General features: G+C 64.6%; 18 protein-coding genes. 9 read left to right on the forward strand and 9 right to left on the reverse strand.

Translation table 11 applies throughout. The features are described 5' to 3' along the window. Positions 1 to 157 precede the first annotated feature (157 nt). From AC1DZT_RS23780 to AC1DZT_RS23815, 8 genes are all read right to left on the reverse strand, one after another. Complete coding sequence (locus AC1DZT_RS23780) at positions 158 to 1,138, reverse strand: DUF2167 domain-containing protein (protein WP_478009139.1); 981 nt, start codon at positions 1,136 to 1,138, stop codon at positions 158 to 160. Positions 1,139 to 1,275: 137 nt separating this feature from the next. Next, positions 1,276 to 2,382 carry a 3-isopropylmalate dehydrogenase gene (leuB, locus tag AC1DZT_RS23785; RefSeq protein WP_478009140.1) on the reverse strand — a complete coding sequence of 369 codons (1,107 nt, stop codon included), beginning with the start codon at positions 2,380 to 2,382 and terminating at the stop codon, positions 1,276 to 1,278. Between the two features lie 114 nt (positions 2,383 to 2,496). Further along, on the reverse strand, positions 2,497 to 3,528 hold the full coding sequence (locus AC1DZT_RS23790; protein WP_478009141.1) for an endonuclease/exonuclease/phosphatase family protein: 1,032 nt from the start codon (positions 3,526 to 3,528) through the stop codon (positions 2,497 to 2,499). A 47-nt stretch (positions 3,529 to 3,575) separates the two neighbouring features. Next, entirely contained in the window at positions 3,576 to 4,385 is an 810-nt protein-coding gene (locus tag AC1DZT_RS23795) for a hypothetical protein (protein WP_478009142.1), read from the reverse strand. 318 nt (positions 4,386 to 4,703) lie between these two features. Continuing rightward, positions 4,704 to 5,309 (reverse strand): 3-isopropylmalate dehydratase small subunit, encoded by a 606-nt coding sequence (leuD, locus tag AC1DZT_RS23800; RefSeq protein WP_478009143.1) that lies wholly within the window; start codon positions 5,307 to 5,309, stop codon positions 4,704 to 4,706. Between the two features lie 9 nt (positions 5,310 to 5,318). Then, positions 5,319 to 5,837 carry a DMP19 family protein gene (locus AC1DZT_RS23805; protein ID WP_478009144.1) on the reverse strand — a complete coding sequence of 173 codons (519 nt, stop codon included), beginning with the start codon at positions 5,835 to 5,837 and terminating at the stop codon, positions 5,319 to 5,321. A gap of 3 nt (positions 5,838 to 5,840) precedes the next feature. Next, the gene (gene leuC / locus AC1DZT_RS23810) at positions 5,841 to 7,259 is read right to left on the reverse strand and encodes a 3-isopropylmalate dehydratase large subunit (protein ID WP_478009145.1); all 1,419 of its coding nucleotides are present in this window, start codon (positions 7,257 to 7,259) and stop codon (positions 5,841 to 5,843) included. Positions 7,260 to 7,523: 264 nt separating this feature from the next. Further along, positions 7,524 to 7,679 carry a hypothetical protein gene (locus AC1DZT_RS23815; RefSeq protein WP_478009146.1) on the reverse strand — a complete coding sequence of 52 codons (156 nt, stop codon included), beginning with the start codon at positions 7,677 to 7,679 and terminating at the stop codon, positions 7,524 to 7,526. Between the two features lie 203 nt (positions 7,680 to 7,882). Between AC1DZT_RS23815 and AC1DZT_RS23820 the strand changes: the two genes are divergently transcribed. The 9 genes from AC1DZT_RS23820 to AC1DZT_RS23860 all read left to right on the forward strand — a co-directional run bounded on the left by AC1DZT_RS23820 (position 7,883) and on the right by AC1DZT_RS23860 (position 16,871). Next, positions 7,883 to 9,262: a mechanosensitive ion channel family protein gene (locus tag AC1DZT_RS23820; protein WP_478009147.1), complete on the forward strand. Its 1,380-nt coding sequence runs from the start codon at positions 7,883 to 7,885 to the stop codon at positions 9,260 to 9,262. Between the two features lie 174 nt (positions 9,263 to 9,436). Then, complete coding sequence (gene rsfS, locus AC1DZT_RS23825) at positions 9,437 to 9,766, forward strand: ribosome silencing factor (RefSeq protein WP_478009148.1); 330 nt, start codon at positions 9,437 to 9,439, stop codon at positions 9,764 to 9,766. After that, positions 9,767 to 10,237 (forward strand): 23S rRNA (pseudouridine(1915)-N(3))-methyltransferase RlmH, encoded by a 471-nt coding sequence (gene rlmH / locus AC1DZT_RS23830; RefSeq protein ID WP_478009149.1) that lies wholly within the window; start codon positions 9,767 to 9,769, stop codon positions 10,235 to 10,237. Between the two features lie 198 nt (positions 10,238 to 10,435). Next, positions 10,436 to 11,779, forward strand: coding sequence for an esterase-like activity of phytase family protein (locus AC1DZT_RS23835; RefSeq protein ID WP_478009150.1), 1,344 nt, complete (start codon positions 10,436 to 10,438; stop codon positions 11,777 to 11,779). 114 nt (positions 11,780 to 11,893) lie between these two features. After that, positions 11,894 to 13,417 (forward strand): 2,3-bisphosphoglycerate-independent phosphoglycerate mutase, encoded by a 1,524-nt coding sequence (gene gpmI, locus AC1DZT_RS23840; protein ID WP_478009151.1) that lies wholly within the window; start codon positions 11,894 to 11,896, stop codon positions 13,415 to 13,417. After that, positions 13,414 to 14,553, forward strand: a complete 1,140-nt coding sequence (locus AC1DZT_RS23845; protein WP_478009152.1) for a murein hydrolase activator EnvC family protein — start codon at positions 13,414 to 13,416, stop codon at positions 14,551 to 14,553. Before gpmI ends, AC1DZT_RS23845 begins: the two co-directional genes overlap by 4 nt. A gap of 6 nt (positions 14,554 to 14,559) precedes the next feature. Beyond that, entirely contained in the window at positions 14,560 to 15,900 is a 1,341-nt protein-coding gene (locus AC1DZT_RS23850) for a S41 family peptidase (protein ID WP_478009153.1), read from the forward strand. Further along, entirely contained in the window at positions 15,897 to 16,400 is a 504-nt protein-coding gene (locus AC1DZT_RS23855) for an RNA pyrophosphohydrolase (RefSeq protein WP_478009154.1), read from the forward strand. Before AC1DZT_RS23850 ends, AC1DZT_RS23855 begins: the two co-directional genes overlap by 4 nt. Positions 16,401 to 16,463: 63 nt before the next feature. After that, complete coding sequence (locus AC1DZT_RS23860; RefSeq protein WP_478009155.1) at positions 16,464 to 16,871, forward strand: ester cyclase; 408 nt, start codon at positions 16,464 to 16,466, stop codon at positions 16,869 to 16,871. On the opposite strand, the gene AC1DZT_RS23865 is transcribed toward AC1DZT_RS23860, so the two are convergent. Then, entirely contained in the window at positions 16,868 to 17,293 is a 426-nt protein-coding gene (locus AC1DZT_RS23865) for a MarR family winged helix-turn-helix transcriptional regulator (RefSeq protein ID WP_478009156.1), read from the reverse strand. The two genes, AC1DZT_RS23860 and AC1DZT_RS23865, sit on opposite strands and share 4 nt — an antisense overlap. Position 17,294: the final 1 nt, after the last annotated feature.

Here is a 17,294-nt window from a genome sequence, read left to right on the forward strand (position 1 = left end):
CCCTTGCGCCAAAAGACCCGGATTTCAAGGGGCATTTGTGAGCGCTACCGGCGAAAACCGGCAAATCGAATCCCTAGGCCCGCTTTCGCGCGCTTTGTCGGCACAATGCCGCCAGCCGAAGGCAAAGGCCCCCCGGCGGGCGGGCTGATGCAAAGGGTCAGGCCGGGCGGACCGGGCCGTCGCTCTCTTCGCCGTCATCGACAGCGACCTCTGCCGGCGAGTCATCAGGCTTGACGCCACGAGACTTGACGCCGAAGCCGGATTTCACCTTGCGCCAGACCCAGGCGAGGCCCACGACCAGAAAGATCCCGAATTTCTTCAGCAGGATCAGCGCGACCGCCAGCACACCGGTGCTGGACAGGACCTTGCCCGCGATCAGCCCGCCGATGCCGACCGCCGCCACGGTGTCCACATCGGGCAGGTAATCGGCATAGGTGTTGCCCTGGGTGAAGCTGACCGCCCCGCCGACCACCGGCGCGGCGGCCTTGATCTCGGCCAGCTGATCCATCCCGCCGATGAAATTCACCACCAGCACGCCTTTGCGGCCAAGCGCCCGGATGTTGTAGTTCAGCGTTTCGCCCGGGGCATTTGAGAATTGCAGCCGCTTGGCCCAGTAAAGCTTGCGGCTGGCCTGATCGTAGGAGGGCGGTTCGGCCCAGCCCAGCAGCGTGATCTCGTCAAAGCCATGCGCCTTGCGATCGGCGTTCCCGGCCTGGGCATCGTCCTGCATCGTCTTGAGAAGCGATGCGTAGTCATAGCCCGTGGCATCGGCATCCGAGACATAGCCCATCGGGTCATATTGCACCGTGACGGCCCAGTCCTTGTCCCCGAGGGTGGACATGGCCGCGGGCACCAGCAGCCCGAGGATCGAGGGATCGGCAGGATTGCCCCACAGGGTTTCGATCACATGGCGCGCATCGGCCGGGCCAAGGAAGTAATAGCCCGGCGGCACCACCACCTGCGCCATGCCGCCTTGCAGCGCGATGGTCCCGTGCAGAAGCTGCATCTGACTTGTGCGCTCTTGAATTTCCGGAACCAGTTGGGCGGTCAGAGCGGGGAAGGCCTCCTTGAAGGTCTCCGCCTGCAAGGGCATGGCCAGGGTCAGACTGGCAGCCAGGACGAACAGAAATTTACGCATCAGGATTACCTTTCACCAATTCGTGAATTGGATAGCGGAAGTCCGGTGCCGATCAATCGAAAGTTGCAGAAAAATCAAAAGCAGGCCGGATCAGCGGCCTGCTTTCGTCTCACGTCAGAAAAGTAGCACCTTTCGGCTTACAGGCTCGCGTCCAGCGCCGCGATCACGGCGTCGCCCATCTGGCTGGTCGAGATCGGGGTGCCGCCCTCGGGACCCATCAGGTCGGCGGTGCGCAGACCGTCGGCCAGGACCTTCTCGATAGCCTTCTCGACACGGGTGGCTTCCTCGCCGAGGTCGAAGGAATAGCGCAGCGCCATGGCGAAGGACAGGATGCAGGCGATCGGGTTGGCCTTGCCCTGACCGGCGATATCGGGGGCCGAACCGTGGACCGGCTCATACAGCGCCTTCGGGCGGCCATTGGCCTGCGGCAGGCCGAGGCTGGCCGAGGGCAGCATGCCGAGCGAGCCGGTCAGCATCGCCGCCATGTCCGACAGGATGTCGCCGAACAGGTTGTCGGTCACGATGACGTCGAACTGCTTGGGCCAGCGGCAAAGCTGCATGGCGCCGGCGTCGGCATACATGTGGCTCAGCTGGACGTCGGGATATTCCTTGTCGTGGATCTCCTGCACCACGTCGCGCCACAGGATGCCCGATTCCATCACATTGGCCTTCTCCATCGAGCAGACCTTGTTGTTGCGCTTGCGGGCCAGTTCGAAGGCCGAACGCGCGACGCGGGCGATCTCGGATTCGGTGTAGCGCTGGGTGTTGATGCCGACACGCTCGTTGCCTTCGACGAAAATGCCGCGCGGCTCGCCGAAATAGACGCCCGAGGTCAGCTCGCGGACGATGACGATGTCCAGACCGGCCACGACCTCTTTCTTCAGCGAAGAGAAATCGGCCAGTGCGTCAAAGCATTGCGCCGGGCGCAGGTTGGAGAAGAGGTCCATTTCCTTGCGCAGGCGCAGGAGGCCGCGTTCCGGCTTCACCGAGAAGTCGAGCTTGTCGTACTTCGGGCCACCCACGGCGCCGAGCAGGACGCAGTCCACTTCCTGCGCCTTGGCCATGGTGGCATCGGTCAGGGGCGTGCCATGCGCGTCATAGGCGCAGCCGCCGACGAGGTCTTCGGAGACGTCGAATTTGATCCCGCGCTTGGTGTCGAACCAGGAGATGATCTTTTTGACCTCGCCCATGACTTCCGGGCCGATGCCGTCACCGGCGAGGATGAGGATTGAGGGATTGGCCATGGGGCGCTCCTGCTGAATTGGTCGCGGTTGGCCTAGCGGCTGGGGGGCGCGGGGTCAAGCGGCACAGGGCGCGGCAGCTTTGATTGCAAGGATTTCCCGCAAGGTCAGGCCGGGTCAGGGCAGCGTCAGCCGCATCCAGACCGGGCGATGCCGGCTTGCGGTGGCAAGGGTGGCGGCCAGAGGGTCGCCATCCTGTGGCCAGAGCACGCCCGCCGCCTCCACCGAGATATCGCGGGAGGGCAGGATCATGTCGAGCCTGAGGCCCCAGCCCTCTTTCAGAAGCGCCGTATCCAGCGCCGGGTCGCCTGCCCCGCCATCGCTGCGCCCCGCGGTGCCGCGCGGTTTTGGGTCCTGCACCTCGGGCCGCGCCATCAGCGTGTGGAGATTTTGCGGCAAGCCGTCGCCATCCTGCGGGTCAAGGTTCGGTTCTCCGATCAGAAGGAAGGGCGGCGCGGGCGGGGTGTAGACCCCCTCCTGCGGCGTTCTGGGCAGCTTGCCCTCCAAAAGGCGCAGCCAGAGCGCGGTCTCGTCGGCATTGCGGCGGCCGTTGCGATCCTCGGGCCCGTCGAAGATCGGCGGCGTGGCGGCCCAGGCCAGCAGGGTCAGCACCTTGCCCGGGGCATAGATCACCGGCACCGCATAATGCCCGGCGGTGGACAGGCGCTGCACGGCGGCGGCCTCGGGCGCAAGATCGGGTGGCAGGTTGGCACCGGGCAGGTCGCGCCAGAGAAGGGCCGTGAAATCCGTCAAGTGATCCCGGTCGATCGGCAGTTTCGACAGGATTGCCATTCCCGCCTGGCCGGCAAAGCGGCCATAGGCCTGGGCATCGCGCGGCCCGGCCAGGGCGCCGTCATGGTCAAGTTCCAGCCCGGTCGGAATGCCGGTGTTGGGCCGCAAGACCAACGCCTCGGGGTAGTCGACACCCAGCCCGCGCAACCGCGCCTGCAGGGCGGCAAGGGCCGCGCCGTCGTGGTCATAGTCGATGTCGGTCAGCAGCAGGAGATCGGGCTGCAGCGCCACCAGAACGGCAAGGCCCGCCTCGATCTGCGGGTCATCGGCCTTGGTCAGATGCTGCAACAGAAGGCCGGGGCCCGCGCGCGACATGCCGCTGTCATAGGTCGCCACCAGAAGGCTGTCCGCCGCCACCGGTCCCGGCAGCAATCCGCAAAGGAGACCCCAGAGCAGCCCGTGGATCAGACCGGCACGTATTGCGCACCCGCCTCGCCGTTCTTGGCTTGACGGCGGCTCAGGATCATCGCGGCCACCCGCCCCATCGCGATGCCCCGCATGAAGAGGCTGGCCGGCAGGAAGGCCCAAAGAGTCATGGTCCAGATCATCGTCTGCGGCGAGGTCAGGGCCATCGGCGCAAAACCCCAGGAGGCGATCTCGACCACGGCGGGGATGATGAAGGGCAGAAGGAAGCCAAGGGCGATGTTGATCCGCGCATCCCGCGTCAGACGCACCACCACATCGCCGCCCGAGGTCGGATCGAAAATCGGCAGGTTGACCCAGACGTTGAAGGGCCGGTCCCGCCGGGGCCAGCCGCCCATCCGCATCATGACGACGAAAATCGCCAGCGAAATCAAAGAGATCAGGTAGGACATCCCCGCCGCCGTCCGCACCGCGCCGACCTGCGCCTCGGTCGAACCGGCCGACATCATCAGGGTCGCCAGCCGCACCGGGCTATAGGGGAAATCCATCGAGAGCCCGATCAGGGCGCCCACGGCATGGATCAGGTCGGACAAGGTGGAGGGATGCACCCGCCCACGCTCGATCACCGACAGGCAGAAGACCGTGGCGAAGAGCATCAGAAACCGGATGCGGTTGAAGGGCGGCGCGTCGCGGAACTCGACCAGGCCGGGATAGACGGCATTGTATTCGACAAAGGTCAGGACACCCAGGAACAGCGCGACAAGCGCCACCATCTGCTGGCTGTCGGCCCGCGGATCGGCCAAAAGGACGGTCGGGGTGGCGACGACCAGCATCACCAACACGGCCCGCATCGCCGCGCCTGTCAGCCGCGAAATCACTGCTCCTGCACCTCTCTGCCAGACGGTCCTGATGCTTTGCCAGGCCCTTGTTCCAGCGATTTTCCGCACATTGCGGCGGATTGCCTCAATCTTGCCCAAATTGTGCCTTCTTTCCAGCAACCATGCAACCGTTACGGCCACAAGACCCGGCCAAAGCGGCGCTTTCGCGGTTCGGGTGTTGCAGGATTGAATCATTTTTGCGTTAAAAAAATGGCCGCCCGGTAGGAGATTTCCCGGACGGCGCAAGATGTTGTGTCTGCTAGGTTTTATTTTCTAGCAATGGGGCCGGTTTCAGGCCCAGGGGCGCAGGGAAGCTGCCTTTTTCTCAAACGAATCGATGGCAGAGGCCTTGACCAGGGTCAGACCGATGTCATCGAGCCCGTTGATCAGGCAGTGCTTGGAATGGGCGTCCACTTCGAAGGGGAAAACCTTGCCATCCGAGGTGGTGACGGTCTGCGCCTCCAGATCGACGGTCTGGCGGGCATTGGCGCCTTTGCGGGCGTCTTCCATCAGCACATCGACGACTTCCTGCGGCATCACGATCGGCAGGATGCCGTTCTTGAAGCAGTTGTTGAAGAAGATGTCGGCGAAGGAGGTCGAGATCACGCAGCGGATGCCGAAGTCCAGAAGCGCCCAGGGCGCATGTTCGCGCGACGAGCCGCAGCCGAAGTTGTCGCCCGCGATGATGATCTGCGCATGGCGATAGGCCGGCTGGTTCAGCACGAACTCCGGGATCTCGGACCCGTCGAGGTTATAGCGCATCTCGTCGAACAGGTTCACCCCCAGCCCAGACCGCTTGATGGTCTTGAGGAACTGCTTGGGGATGATCATGTCGGTGTCGATGTTGACCAGCGGCATGGGGGCCGCGATGCCGGTCAGTTTGGTGAATTTGTCCATCTTCGTTTCCTACAAGGAGGGTCGCCGCAGCGTCCCGTGATGTTCCTGAATAAAGGCAAGGACAGCCGCGGTGACCGTCCCCAGCCCGAGTTCGTCGTAGGCGGCCTCAAGTGGAGCGAGCCTCTCGATCCAGTTGTCCCAATCGTCACCGCTTCTGGCAAAGAAGACAGCCTTCAGCGCCTCAGGCGTCACTGCTTCCCCAAGATCTGACGTATCAACAACCCGGCGCAGGATCTGCGCATGGGCAGGCAAAGCGATCAGGTTCATGGCTGCTTCTCCCCGCAGAATGTGGGGAGAAGCATGTTCGAAGCAACTGACCAGCCCACCCGATTGAATGCAGGTGTCACAAGCCATGGCGGAAGCCAGCAACCGCTCCTCTTGCAAGAGGATATCGGCTCCCAAAGCCTGTTCGCAGCCGATCAGCACGTCTGTATAGTCCGAGACACCAGCGACGCCCACCTTGGCGAGGACAGCTTCCAGCCGCCTCGCACTCTCTCGGTGGAAGTCATCTGGCGTATCAAGACGCATCGATCAGACCGTCTCGCTCATCAACTCGCGCACATCGGTCAGATGACCGGTGATCGCGGCGGCGGCGGCCATGGCGGGGCTCAGGAGGTGGGTGCGCCCGCCGCGGCCCTGACGGCCTTCGAAGTTGCGGTTGGAGGTCGCGGCACAACGCTCGCCGGGCTTGAGCTGGTCGGGGTTCATCGCCAGGCACATCGAGCAGCCGGCCAGACGCCATTCAAACCCTGCGTCGATGAAGATCTGGGCCAGGCCCTCTTCCTCGGCCTGGGCGCGGACCAGACCCGAACCCGGCACGACCATCGCGCGCAACCCGTCCTTCTTCTTCTTGCCCTTCAGGATGGCAGCCGCTGCCCGCAGATCCTCGATCCGGCCATTGGTGCAGGAGCCGATGAAGACGGTGTCGATGGTGATGTCCGACAGTTTCTGACCCGGCGTCAGGCCCATGTAGTCGAGCGAGCGTTGCACGGCCTCGACCTTGCCGCCGTGGAAATCCGACGGGTTCGGCACGACGCCGGTGATCGGCAGCACGTCCTCGGGCGAGGTGCCCCAGGTGACGACCGGGGCGATATCCTCGCCCTTCAGGGTTATGACCTTGTCCCAATGCGCATCGGCATCCGAGAAGAGGGTCTTCCAATAGGCCACCGCAGCCTCCCAGGCCGCACCTTTCGGCGCGTGCGGGCGGCCCATGCAATAGGCGAAGGTCTTCTCGTCAGGCGCGATCAGGCCGGCGCGGGCGCCGCCCTCGATCGCCATGTTACAGACGGTCATCCGGCCTTCCATCGACAGTTCGCGGATCGCCTGACCGCAATATTCGATGACATAGCCGGTGCCGCCAGCGGTGCCGGTGGCGCCGATGACGGACAGGGTGATGTCCTTGGCGGTCACGCCGGGGCGCAGCGAACCGGTGATTTCCACCTTGAAGTTCTTGGCCTTGCGCTGGATCAGCGTCTGCGTCGCCAGCACATGTTCGACTTCCGAGGTGCCGATGCCATGGGCGAGCGAGCCGAAGGCGCCGTGGGTGGCGGTATGGCTGTCACCGCAGACCACGGTCATGCCCGGCAGGGTCCAGCCCTGTTCCGGGCCGACGATATGGACGATGCCTTGCCGCACATCCGACACCGGATAGTAGTTGATGCCGAAATCCTTGGCGTTCTTGTCCAAGGCGGCGACCTGGATCCGCGAATCCTCGGTCATCGTGGCGGCATTGGCGCGATCCAGCGTGGTCGGCACGTTGTGGTCGGGCACGGCGATGGTCTTTTCCGGGGCGCGCACCTTGCGGCCCGTCATGCGCAGACCTTCGAAGGCCTGCGGGCTGGTCACTTCATGGACCAGGTGGCGGTCGATATAGAGCAGGCAGGTGCCGTCTTCGGCTTGGTCAACCAGATGGTCATCCCAGATCTTGTCATAGAGGGTACGAGCGGTCATGGCTCTCTCACTTCAGCTGTGGTTCGGGAATGGGCAAAAACCGCGCCGAGGCGCGGGGCGCGTCTGGGACGCGACAGTCAAAGTCGTGCGAGGACAGACCGCAGGCGCTGGGTAAAGCGCCAGGGCAGACGTGCGTGATCCGCAATGTCGAAAAAACGATCCATGGCAGGCTAGATATGCCGATCGCGCCGCGCAATCAAGCCGGGAGCGTGGTGCCAATCGGGGCCGTGGCCCCGAATTGCAGGCTTATGTCGTGAAGTTCGCTCAGTAGGCGGCGAATTTACCCCGGGCAATCTCGCGCTCGCGGGATTCCAGGTCATAGCGGCTGACCGATCCGCAGAGATAGGCAAGCTCACGGTCCGCGCGGCTGGGAATCATCGGGAAAAGGCGGTGGAACAGGCGGGAAATCGTGGGTTTCATGGTTCTGACTCCTGATATCCTCCCTGACGCCTTTATGCCGCAACGCAGCAATTCGAGCCAGCCCCGTTTGCGGGATGGCGCTTTGCACCTGACGCATGACGCCAGAGAAGCAGCCCTGCGCCAGACGCATGGCTTGCGGCGCCTTCCGCTGCCTCATGCTGAGGATTTGCTTTGCCGGCCCCATCATGCGACAGAATCGTTTCATGGACACGATAGACCCCGACATTCTTGCCAGCGCGCAGGATCTGGCGACGCAGATCTCGACCTTCCTGCAGTCGCTTCTCCTGCCGTCGCGCCTGTTGCAGGTGGTGCTGGTGGTGGTGCTTTTCGGAGTGGCCAGCCTGATCAACCATTATGCCGAGCCGCGGGTGGACGCCTATCTGCGCCGGCTTGAGGGCGTGCCGCTGCAGCGGATGCGGTTTTACGCGATTCTGAAGCGGCGGATTCGCGGGATCAGCTTTGTCGCCCTGTCCTGGATCGCGGTGGGGGTGATCGAGCAGATCTCGATCTATCCCTCGCGCCGCTATCTGGTGGTGATCGCAGCCACGGTCGCCTCGGCCTGGGTGATCATCGGGCTGGTGGCGCGGCTGATCCGCAACCCCTTCCTGCGCCGGGTCGTGGCCTGGGCGGGCTGGATCTATGTCACCCTGCAATACATGGGCTTCCTCGCGGCGGCGACGGATTTCCTTGATACTTTGGGCATCACGCTTGGCGATGTGCGGATCACGGCGCTGGGGGTGGTGCGGGCGCTGGTGGTGACGGCGGTGCTGATCACGGCGGGGCGGCTTCTGACCCAGGCCATCACGCGGCGGCTGGCCAAGAATGACGACATCTCGCCCTCGGTCGGCGTGCTGGCGGTCAAGCTGGTGCAGATCGTGCTTTACTCGGCGGCGGCCTTTCTGGGGCTGAAGGCGCTGGGGTTCGACCTGACGGGCCTGGCCTTCCTGTCCGGGGCGATCGGCGTGGGCCTCGGCTTCGGCCTGCAGAAGGTGGTCTCGAACCTCGTGTCTGGGGTCATCATCCTGATGGACGAAAGCATCAAGCCGGGCGATGTGATCAGCCTCGGCGATACCTTCGGCTGGATCGCCTCGCTGGGTGCGCGCTATGTCTCGGTCGTCACGCGGGATGGGCGGGAGTATCTCATCCCGAACGAGGATCTGATCACCGGCCAGGTGGTCAACTGGTCGCACAGCAATGACCTGGTGCGGCTGGATATCAGCTTTGGCATTTCCTACGCCGACGACCCGCATCAGGTGCGCAAGGTCGCGGTGGAGGCGGCGCGGACCGTCGGCCGTGTGCTGGAGACGACGGCGCCGGTCTGCCATGTCACCGGCTTTGGCGACAGCTCGGTCGATTATGTGCTGCGCTTCTGGATCAGCGACCCGCGCGAGGGGCTGACCAATGTACGCGGTCAGGTCTACCTCGCCCTCTGGGACGCCTTCAAGCGCGAGGGCTTCCGCATCCCCTTCCCGCAGCGCGAGGTTCATGTCATCGGCCGCACCGACCTGCCCGGTGCTGCAAGCGAGGACTCGACCTTGGCGGCAAATCCCGTTATGGGGCGCGCTTCACCTGCGGGACGTTGAGAAATCCTTCGCCTACTGCTAGTCTGAACTCATCCCGCACCGCCCTTCAGGCGCTGCGCCTTACCGGAGGACGTTGTCCTGTCTCAATTTGATCCTGCGACCGGGCTTCCGGTCGGCCCCCGTGCGACGCGTGCCGCGGCACCGGAATATACCGCGGAAGAAGTCCTGGCAGTGGTGCTGGCCTCGCTTGACGACGACAAGGCCGAAGATGTCGTGCAGATCGATCTGCGTGGCCGGTCGGATGTGGCCGATTACATGGTCATCTGCTCGGGCCGCTCCTCGCGTCAGGTCGCCTCGATTTCCGACAAGCTGGCCGACCGGCTGAAGGAAAAGTTCCGCATGGGCGCCAAGATGGAAGGCAAGGAAACCGGCGACTGGGTTCTGATCGACGGCAGCGATGTCATCATCCACGTCTTCCGGCCCGAGGTGCGCGACTTCTACCAGCTTGAAAAGATGTGGATGCCTTCGGCGGCGCATCGGACCGACACGGACGCCGCTGTTTAAATGCGGGTGCATCTGGTGGCGGTGGGGCGGCTGAGGGCCGGACCCGAGCGCGATCTGGTGGCGGATTACTTCCAAAGATTCGACAGGACCGGGCGGCCTCTGGGGCTTGGCCCGGTTCTGGAACATGAGGTCGAGGACAAGAAGAACCTCGGGATGGCGGCCGAGGCCGAGCTTCTGGCGCGGGCCGTGCCTTCGGGCGCGGTTCTGGTCACGCTGGATGAGCGGGGCAAGCTCATGTCCTCGCCGGCCTTTGCCGCCCAGCTGGCCCATTGGCGCGACGAGGGGCGGCAGGATGTGGCTTTCGTGATCGGCGGGGCGGATGGGATTGATCCGGCCTTCCGGGCCAGGGCCGATGCCTCGGTCAGCTTTGGCCTGATGGTCTGGCCGCATATGATGGTAAGGGTCATGCTGGCCGAGCAGCTTTACCGCGCCGCGACGATCTTGAGTGGCGGGCCTTATCACAGGGCGTGAAATTTTGGTGATTGCACGCGTGCAATCTTGGACAAGCCATTGACTTCACGTGATTTCGCAAATTTTCTTCATCTTTCGTTAAGACCCTGCCCCAGGCGACACCCCAAGCCAAAACTGTCATCTTCTCTTTGAAAATCTGTCGCAGGAGCGTCATGGCGCGTCCCTAGGACGGGAGGGACATCATCAGGGGAGAGCGACATGCGCTCAGGATTTTCGACGTTCCTTGGAACGGTTGCCGTGGTTTTCGCCGTTGGTCAGGCCAGTGCCGAACCGAAACTGCTCGCCATCGGCGGGCTGACCGCGACCTCGGCGGGCGAGGGGTTGGATCTGTCGGGCCTCAAGGGCAATCTGGAGAACGGGCTGCCGAAGGCGATGCTGGGCGGGCTTGGCTCGGGTCTGGCCTATGCGGGCAATGGCACCTTCCTTGGCCTGCCGGATCGCGGCCCGAATGCCACGCCTTTCAACCCCAAGGTTGACGATACCGTCACCTTCATCCCGCGCTTTGACACGCTGACCCTGGCCCTGACGCCCGCCGCCGCTGGTGCCGCCCTGCCCTTCGAGATGAAGCCGGAGCTGACGGCGACCACTCTGCTTTATAGCGCCGATGCGCTGACCTATGGCACGGGCGAGGGGCTGGACATCGGCTCTGGCGTGCCGGCGGAGAATACCGAGGGGCATAATTATTTCACCGGGCGGTCGGATGCGATGGACCCGGCGAAATCCTCCTGCAACCCGGGCAATGGCCGCTTTGACGCCGAAGGCATCCGCGTCTCGGGCGATGGAAAGACGGTCTATATCTCGGACGAATATGGCCCCTATCTCTATGCCTTCGACCGGGCGACCGGGGCGCGCACCAAGGCTTTCGCCCTGCCGGAAAACCTGTGCATCACCAAACTTTCGGCGATGAAGGATGACGAGATCAAGGGCAACACCTTGGGCCGCGTCACCAACAAGGGGATGGAGGGGCTGGCGATCACCCCCGATGGCAAGATGCTGGTCGGCGTGATGCAGGCCGCGCTGGAGCAGGACGCCGCCGACAAGGCCAGCAAGAAGCTGATTCGTCTGGTCACCGTCGACCTCGCCTCGGGCGAGACGCATGAATATGGCTACAAGCTTTCCGATGGCTCGGGCGTCAGCGAAATCGTCGCGGTCAACGACCATGAATTCCTTTTGGACGAACGCGACGGCGCGGGGCTGGGCGACGGTTCGCCCGCCGAGGCCAAGAAGCTGTTCCGCATCGACCTGAACGGTGCCAAGGACATCACCGCGCTGGCCGGTCCCGAGGCGGCGGAAGCTGCCGTGAAGAAGACCGAGGTGCTGGATCTGGTCGGTCTGCTGGGCGCGCATGGCGTGACCCCCGACAAGGTGCCGTCCAAGATCGAAGGCATGGCCTTTGGCGAGGACGTGACGCTGGAAGGCACGGTCTACCACACGCTTTACATCGCCAATGACAACGACTTTCTGCCCGAAACCGCCGGGCCGAACCTGTTCTACGTCGTGGGCTTCAGCGATGCCGATCTGCCGGGCTTTGCGGCGAAGTAAATTGGCCTGAAATCTGCGGACGGCGGGGCCGAAAGCCTCGCCGTTTTGCATTGGAGGTTGTTGTTCTTGGCCCCTGCGGGTCATATGAACGGCAAGAGCGGATTGGAGACGAAGATGGCTGCCTATAAACCCGTTGTTCTGTGCATTCTGGATGGCTGGGGGATTGGCCAGAACCCGGCGGTTTCGGCACCGGCGCAGGGCCATGTGCCGCATTTCAACCGGATCTGGGCAGAGTGTCCGCATGCGACGCTGACCACCTTTGGCCCGGATGTCGGCTTGCCGACCGGGCAGATGGGCAATTCCGAGGTCGGCCATACCAATATCGGCGCGGGCCGGGTGGTGGCGATGGATCTGGGGGCGATTGACCTCGCGATCGAGGACGGGTCCTTTGCCAAGAACGAGGGCGTGGTGGAGTTCATCGCCAAGCTGCGCGCCTCGGGTGGCGTGGCGCATCTGATGGGTGTCGTGTCGGATGGCGGGGTGCATGGGCATTTGAACCATGTGCTGGCGGCATGTCGCGCGATCACCGCGGCGGGCGTGCCGGTGGCCCTGCATGCGATCACCGATGGGCGCGACGTGGCGCCGAATTCGGCGGCGGAGTTTGTCGAACAGCTGATGATCTCGCTGCCCGCGGGGGCCCGGGTCGCCACGGTGATCGGGCGCTATTGGGCGATGGACCGCGATACCCGCTGGGAGCGCGTGGCGCGGGCCTATGAGGCGATGGTCCATGCCAGGGGCGAAGTGGCCGCCACCCCGCAGGAGGCCGTGGCGCAGTCCTATGCCAAGGCCGAGATGGACGAGTTCATCGCCCCCACCGTGATCGGCGATTACGCCGGGGCCAAGGATGGCGACGGGTTCTTCTGCCTGAACTTCCGCTCCGACCGCGCGCGGGAGATCCTTGCCGCGCTGGCCGATCCGGCCTTTGGCGGCTTTGATCCGGGCAAGCGGCCGGTCTGGGCGGCCTTGCTGGGCATGGTGGAGTACTCCGAAAGCCATAACACCTATATGGCGACGGCCTATCCGAAACGCTCGATCGTCAACACGATCGGCGAATGGGTGGCCAATCACGGCAAGACCCAGTTCCGTCTGGCCGAGACCGAGAAATATCCGCATGTGACCTTCTTCCTCAACGGCGGGCGCGAGCAGCCCTTTGTCGGCGAGGACCGGTTCATGCCGAAATCGCCCAAGGTTGCGACCTATGATCTGCAGCCCGAGATGTCCTCGGTCGAGGTGTCGGATCATTTGGTGGCGGCAATCGAGAAGGGCTATGACCTGATCGTGGTGAATTTCGCCAATCCCGACATGGTGGGCCATACCGGCAGCCTGCCCGCCGCGATCAAGGCGGTGGAGGCGGTGGATGTGGGCCTCGGAAGGGCGCTGGTGGCGTTGAAGGCTGCGGGCGGGGCGATGATCGTCACCGCCGACCATGGCAATTGCGAGCTGATGGTGGACCCGGTCACCGGCGGGCCACATACCTCGCATACCACCAACCCGGTGCCTGTGGTGCTGGTCGGTGGGCCGGAAGGTGCGGTTCTGCGGCAGGGCGGGCGGCTCGCCGATCTTGCGCCGACGCTGCTGGCGCTGATGGGGATGGAACAGCCGCCCGAGATGACCGGAAAGAGCCTGCTTCTGGCATGATCAGACCCGCTGCCCTTGCCCTGCTTTTGACCCTCGCCGCGCCGGGGGTCTTTGCGCAAGAAGTGCAGGGCGATGTCGCCAAAGCGGCGCAGAAGGCCTCGGCGGATCTGGAGGCTTCGGTCAAGGCGCTGCAGGGCGCCGATGCGGCCAAGGACCGGGTGGCGGCGCTGACAAGGACGATCAAGGCCTATGAGGGCGGGCTTCTGGCCCTGCGCGAGGCGATGCGGCAGGCGCAGCTGCGCGAGACCGCGCTGACCCTGCAGTTTCAGGCCAAGCGCGGGCAGGTCTCGCAACTGCTCGGCGTGCTGGCGGGGCTGGATGCGGAACAGGGGCCGCTGCTTCTGCTTCACCCCGATGGACCCCTGGGCACCGTCCGCTCTGGCATGGTGCTGGCCGAGGTCGCCCCGGCCCTGCAGAAGGAAGCCGCCGGGCTGAAGCAGGATCTGACCGAACTGCGCGACCTGCGCGCCCTGCAGACCCAGGCGCAGACGACCCTGGCCCAGGGCCTGCAGGAGGTGCAGACCGCCCGCACCGCGCTGTCGCAGGCCATGTCGGACCGCACCGCTTTGCCCAAGCGGATCACCGAGGTCCCCGCCGCCCTGCAGGCGCTGGTGGCCAATGCCAAGACGCTCGGCGCCTTTGCCAAGGGCCTTGGCCCGCAGACGACCAGCGTGCAGGGCTTTGCCGAGGCCAAGGGCCATCTGCCCTGGCCGGTCCTGGGCCATATCCTGCTGCATCCCGGCGAAACCGATGCCAAGGGCGTCACCAAACCGGGGCTGACCCTGGCCACAAGGCCGCTCGCCCTGGTCACCGCACCCTGGGCCGCGACGATCCGCTACCGCGGGCCCTTGCTCGACTACGGAAATGTGATGATCCTGGAGCCCGGCGCAGGCTATCTATTGGTTCTGGCCGGGCTCGATCAGGTTTATGGCGATGTGGGAGATGTCGTCTCGCAAGGCGATGCATTGGGGTTGATGGGCGGAAGCGTGGAGGCTGCGGCGGCAAATACCGCAGATATCCTGCGTCCGGCCGATAACGGCTCTGGTGCAAGCGACAGCGAAACGCTTTATGTGGAATTGCGCAATGGGGGCCAGCCGATCGATCCGACGGACTGGTTCACCGCTAACGAGGAATAACGAGGCATGAACAAGGTTCTGATGGCCGCAATCGGCGGCACGGTGGCAGGCGCGCTGCTTGTCACCCAATTCGCCGGTCCCCTGATTGCAGAGGAGGCCACCAAGAACACCTCTGTCTATCAGCAGCTGGATCTGTTCGGGGATGCCTTCGAGCGGATCCGCAGCCAGTATGTCGAACAGGTCGACAGCCAGAAGCTGATCGAGGCGGCGATCAATGGCATGCTGACCTCGCTGGACCCGCATTCCAGCTACATGAACCCCAAGGACAATGCCGCGATGCAGGTCCAGACCAAGGGGGAGTTCGGCGGCCTCGGCATCGAGGTGACCCAGCAGGACGGCTATATCAAGGTCGTCTCGCCCATCGACGGCACGCCCGCCGACAAGGCCGGGATCAAGACCGGCGATCTGATCATCAAGGTCGATGGCAAGTCGGTCAACGGCCTGACGATGGATCAGGCGGTGGACCTGATGCGCGGGCCGATCGGGTCGGAAGTCGTGATCACCGTGGTGCGTGAGGGGACCAAGGACCCCTTCGACGTCTCGATCATCCGCGACACGATCAAGGTGGCCGCCGTGAAGGGAAGGCTGGAGGGCAGCACCGTGGTGCTGCGGATTTCCTCCTTCACCGATCAGACCTTCTCGGGCCTGCAATCGGAACTGAAGAAGGCGGTGGATCAGGCTGGCGGTCTGGACAAGGTCAATGGCGTGGTGCTGGACCTGCGCAACAACCCGGGCGGCTTGCTGGTGCAGGCGATCCAGGTCTCGGACGCTTTCCTGAACGAGGGCGAGATCGTCTCGACCCGCGGGCGCAACCCGCAGGACAATGAACGCTTCAACGCCACCAAGGGCGATCTGACCGATGGCAAGCCGATGGTCGTGCTGATCAACGGCGGCTCGGCCTCGGCTTCGGAAATCGTGACCGGCGCCCTGCAGGACCATCACCGGGCGATCGTCGTGGGGACCAAGAGCTTCGGCAAGGGCTCGGTCCAGACCATCCTGCCGACGCGGGATGGCGGGGCGATGCGTCTGACGACGGCGCGGTATTACACGCCCTCGGGCCGGTCGATCCAGGCGCTTGGGGTGATGCCCGATATCGTGGTGAACCAGCCGGCGGTGGACCCCAATGCCAAGCCCGAGGACCCGAACGCCGATCCGAACAAAATGACCTCGGAAGCCGATCTGAACGGCATCCTGTCGAACGACTCGATGACCGATGACGAGAAGAAACAGCTGGAAGCCGACCGCGCCCGCACGGAAGAAGCCTCCAAGCTGCGCGACAGCGACTTCCAGCTGGCCTATGCCATCGACATCCTGCGCGGTCTGGCCGCGGTGGACCAGAAGCCGTGAGCGAGGCGGTCAAGGCAGAGGACCTGCCCTACCGGCCCTGCGTCGGCGTCACATTGATCAACCCGCAAGGGTTGATCTTTGCCGGGCGGAGGCTGGATGGCGGGCAGGCCAAGGGCGGGGCGGCGGCCTGGCAGATGCCGCAGGGCGGGATCGACGAGGGCGAAAAGCCGCGCCGCGCCGCCCTGCGCGAGTTGGCGGAAGAGACGGGCGTGACCCCGGACCTGGCGGAGTTTGTCGGCAAATCCGCCGGTTGGCTGACCTATGACCTGCCGCCGGAATTGCTCGGCAAGGTCTGGGGCGGCAAGTATCGCGGGCAAAAACAGCGCTGGTTCCTCTACCGGTTCACCGGGCGCGACGATCAGGTGAACATCGTGCAGCCGCATCAGGAATTTGCCGAATGGCGCTGGATCAGCGCCGAGGAGATGCTGGCCGCCATCGTGCCCTTCAAGCGCGCCGTCTATGAACAGGTGATCGCCGAGTTCCGCCCGCATCTGGCCTGAGCCGGTTGACGAGATATACAGGTTGACTGTATATATCCCTCCATTCCCCGATGGAGGCTGATCATGCTGGACCAGAACAAGGCGGCGGTGCGCCGTTTCAACGCCGAGGTGATCGAGGGCGGCTCTGCCACGGCCTTTGCCGCCCTGATGGACCCCGATTTCACCAACCACTCTGCCCCGCCCGGCGCGCCGCAGGGGGCCGAGGGGATGTGGCACACCTTCGATCAGGTGTTGCGCCCTGCCCTGTCTGATCTGAAGGTTGTGATCCATGAACAGCTGGCCGAGGGCGACCGGGTGGTGACGCGCAAGTCGATCACCGGGCGCCATACCGGGGCGTTTCTGGGCATCGCCCCGACCGGGCGCGCGGTGGAGATCCAGGTGATCGACATCGTCCGCCTGCGCGACGGGCGCTATCTGGATCATTGGGGGGTCAATACCTTGGCCGCCGTTCTGGCGGACCTGCGCGGCTAGGTCCGCGCGGGCGGCTCCGCCAGGGCCTGCAGGGCGGGGACGGCGGCGGTCAGCGCGGCGCGGTCCTGCGGCGAAAGCTGCGCCAGCCGGGCCGCGATCCACTGGCTGCGGGCGGCGCGGCCCTCTTGCAGGCGGGAATGCCCGGTCTCGGTGATCATCACCAGCTGGCTGCGGGCATCGGCGGGGTCGGGGGCGCGGCGGACGAGGCCCTCCGCCTCCATCTGCGCCACGACCAGCCGCATGCTTTGGTGGCGCACCCCGCGCGCAGCGGCGAGCCGGGCCATGCTTTGCGCGCCATCTCGGCCCAGCAGGCCCAGCGTCTCGGACTGCGCCGAAGAGGGTGTGCCGGCCTCGTCGCGCACCAGGCGGACGAGGTCGCCGATGACACGGCGCAAGGCCTCGGCCAGATCCGGATCGCTCACC

This window comes from Rhodobacter sp. P1_C2 (assembly GCF_056406375.1).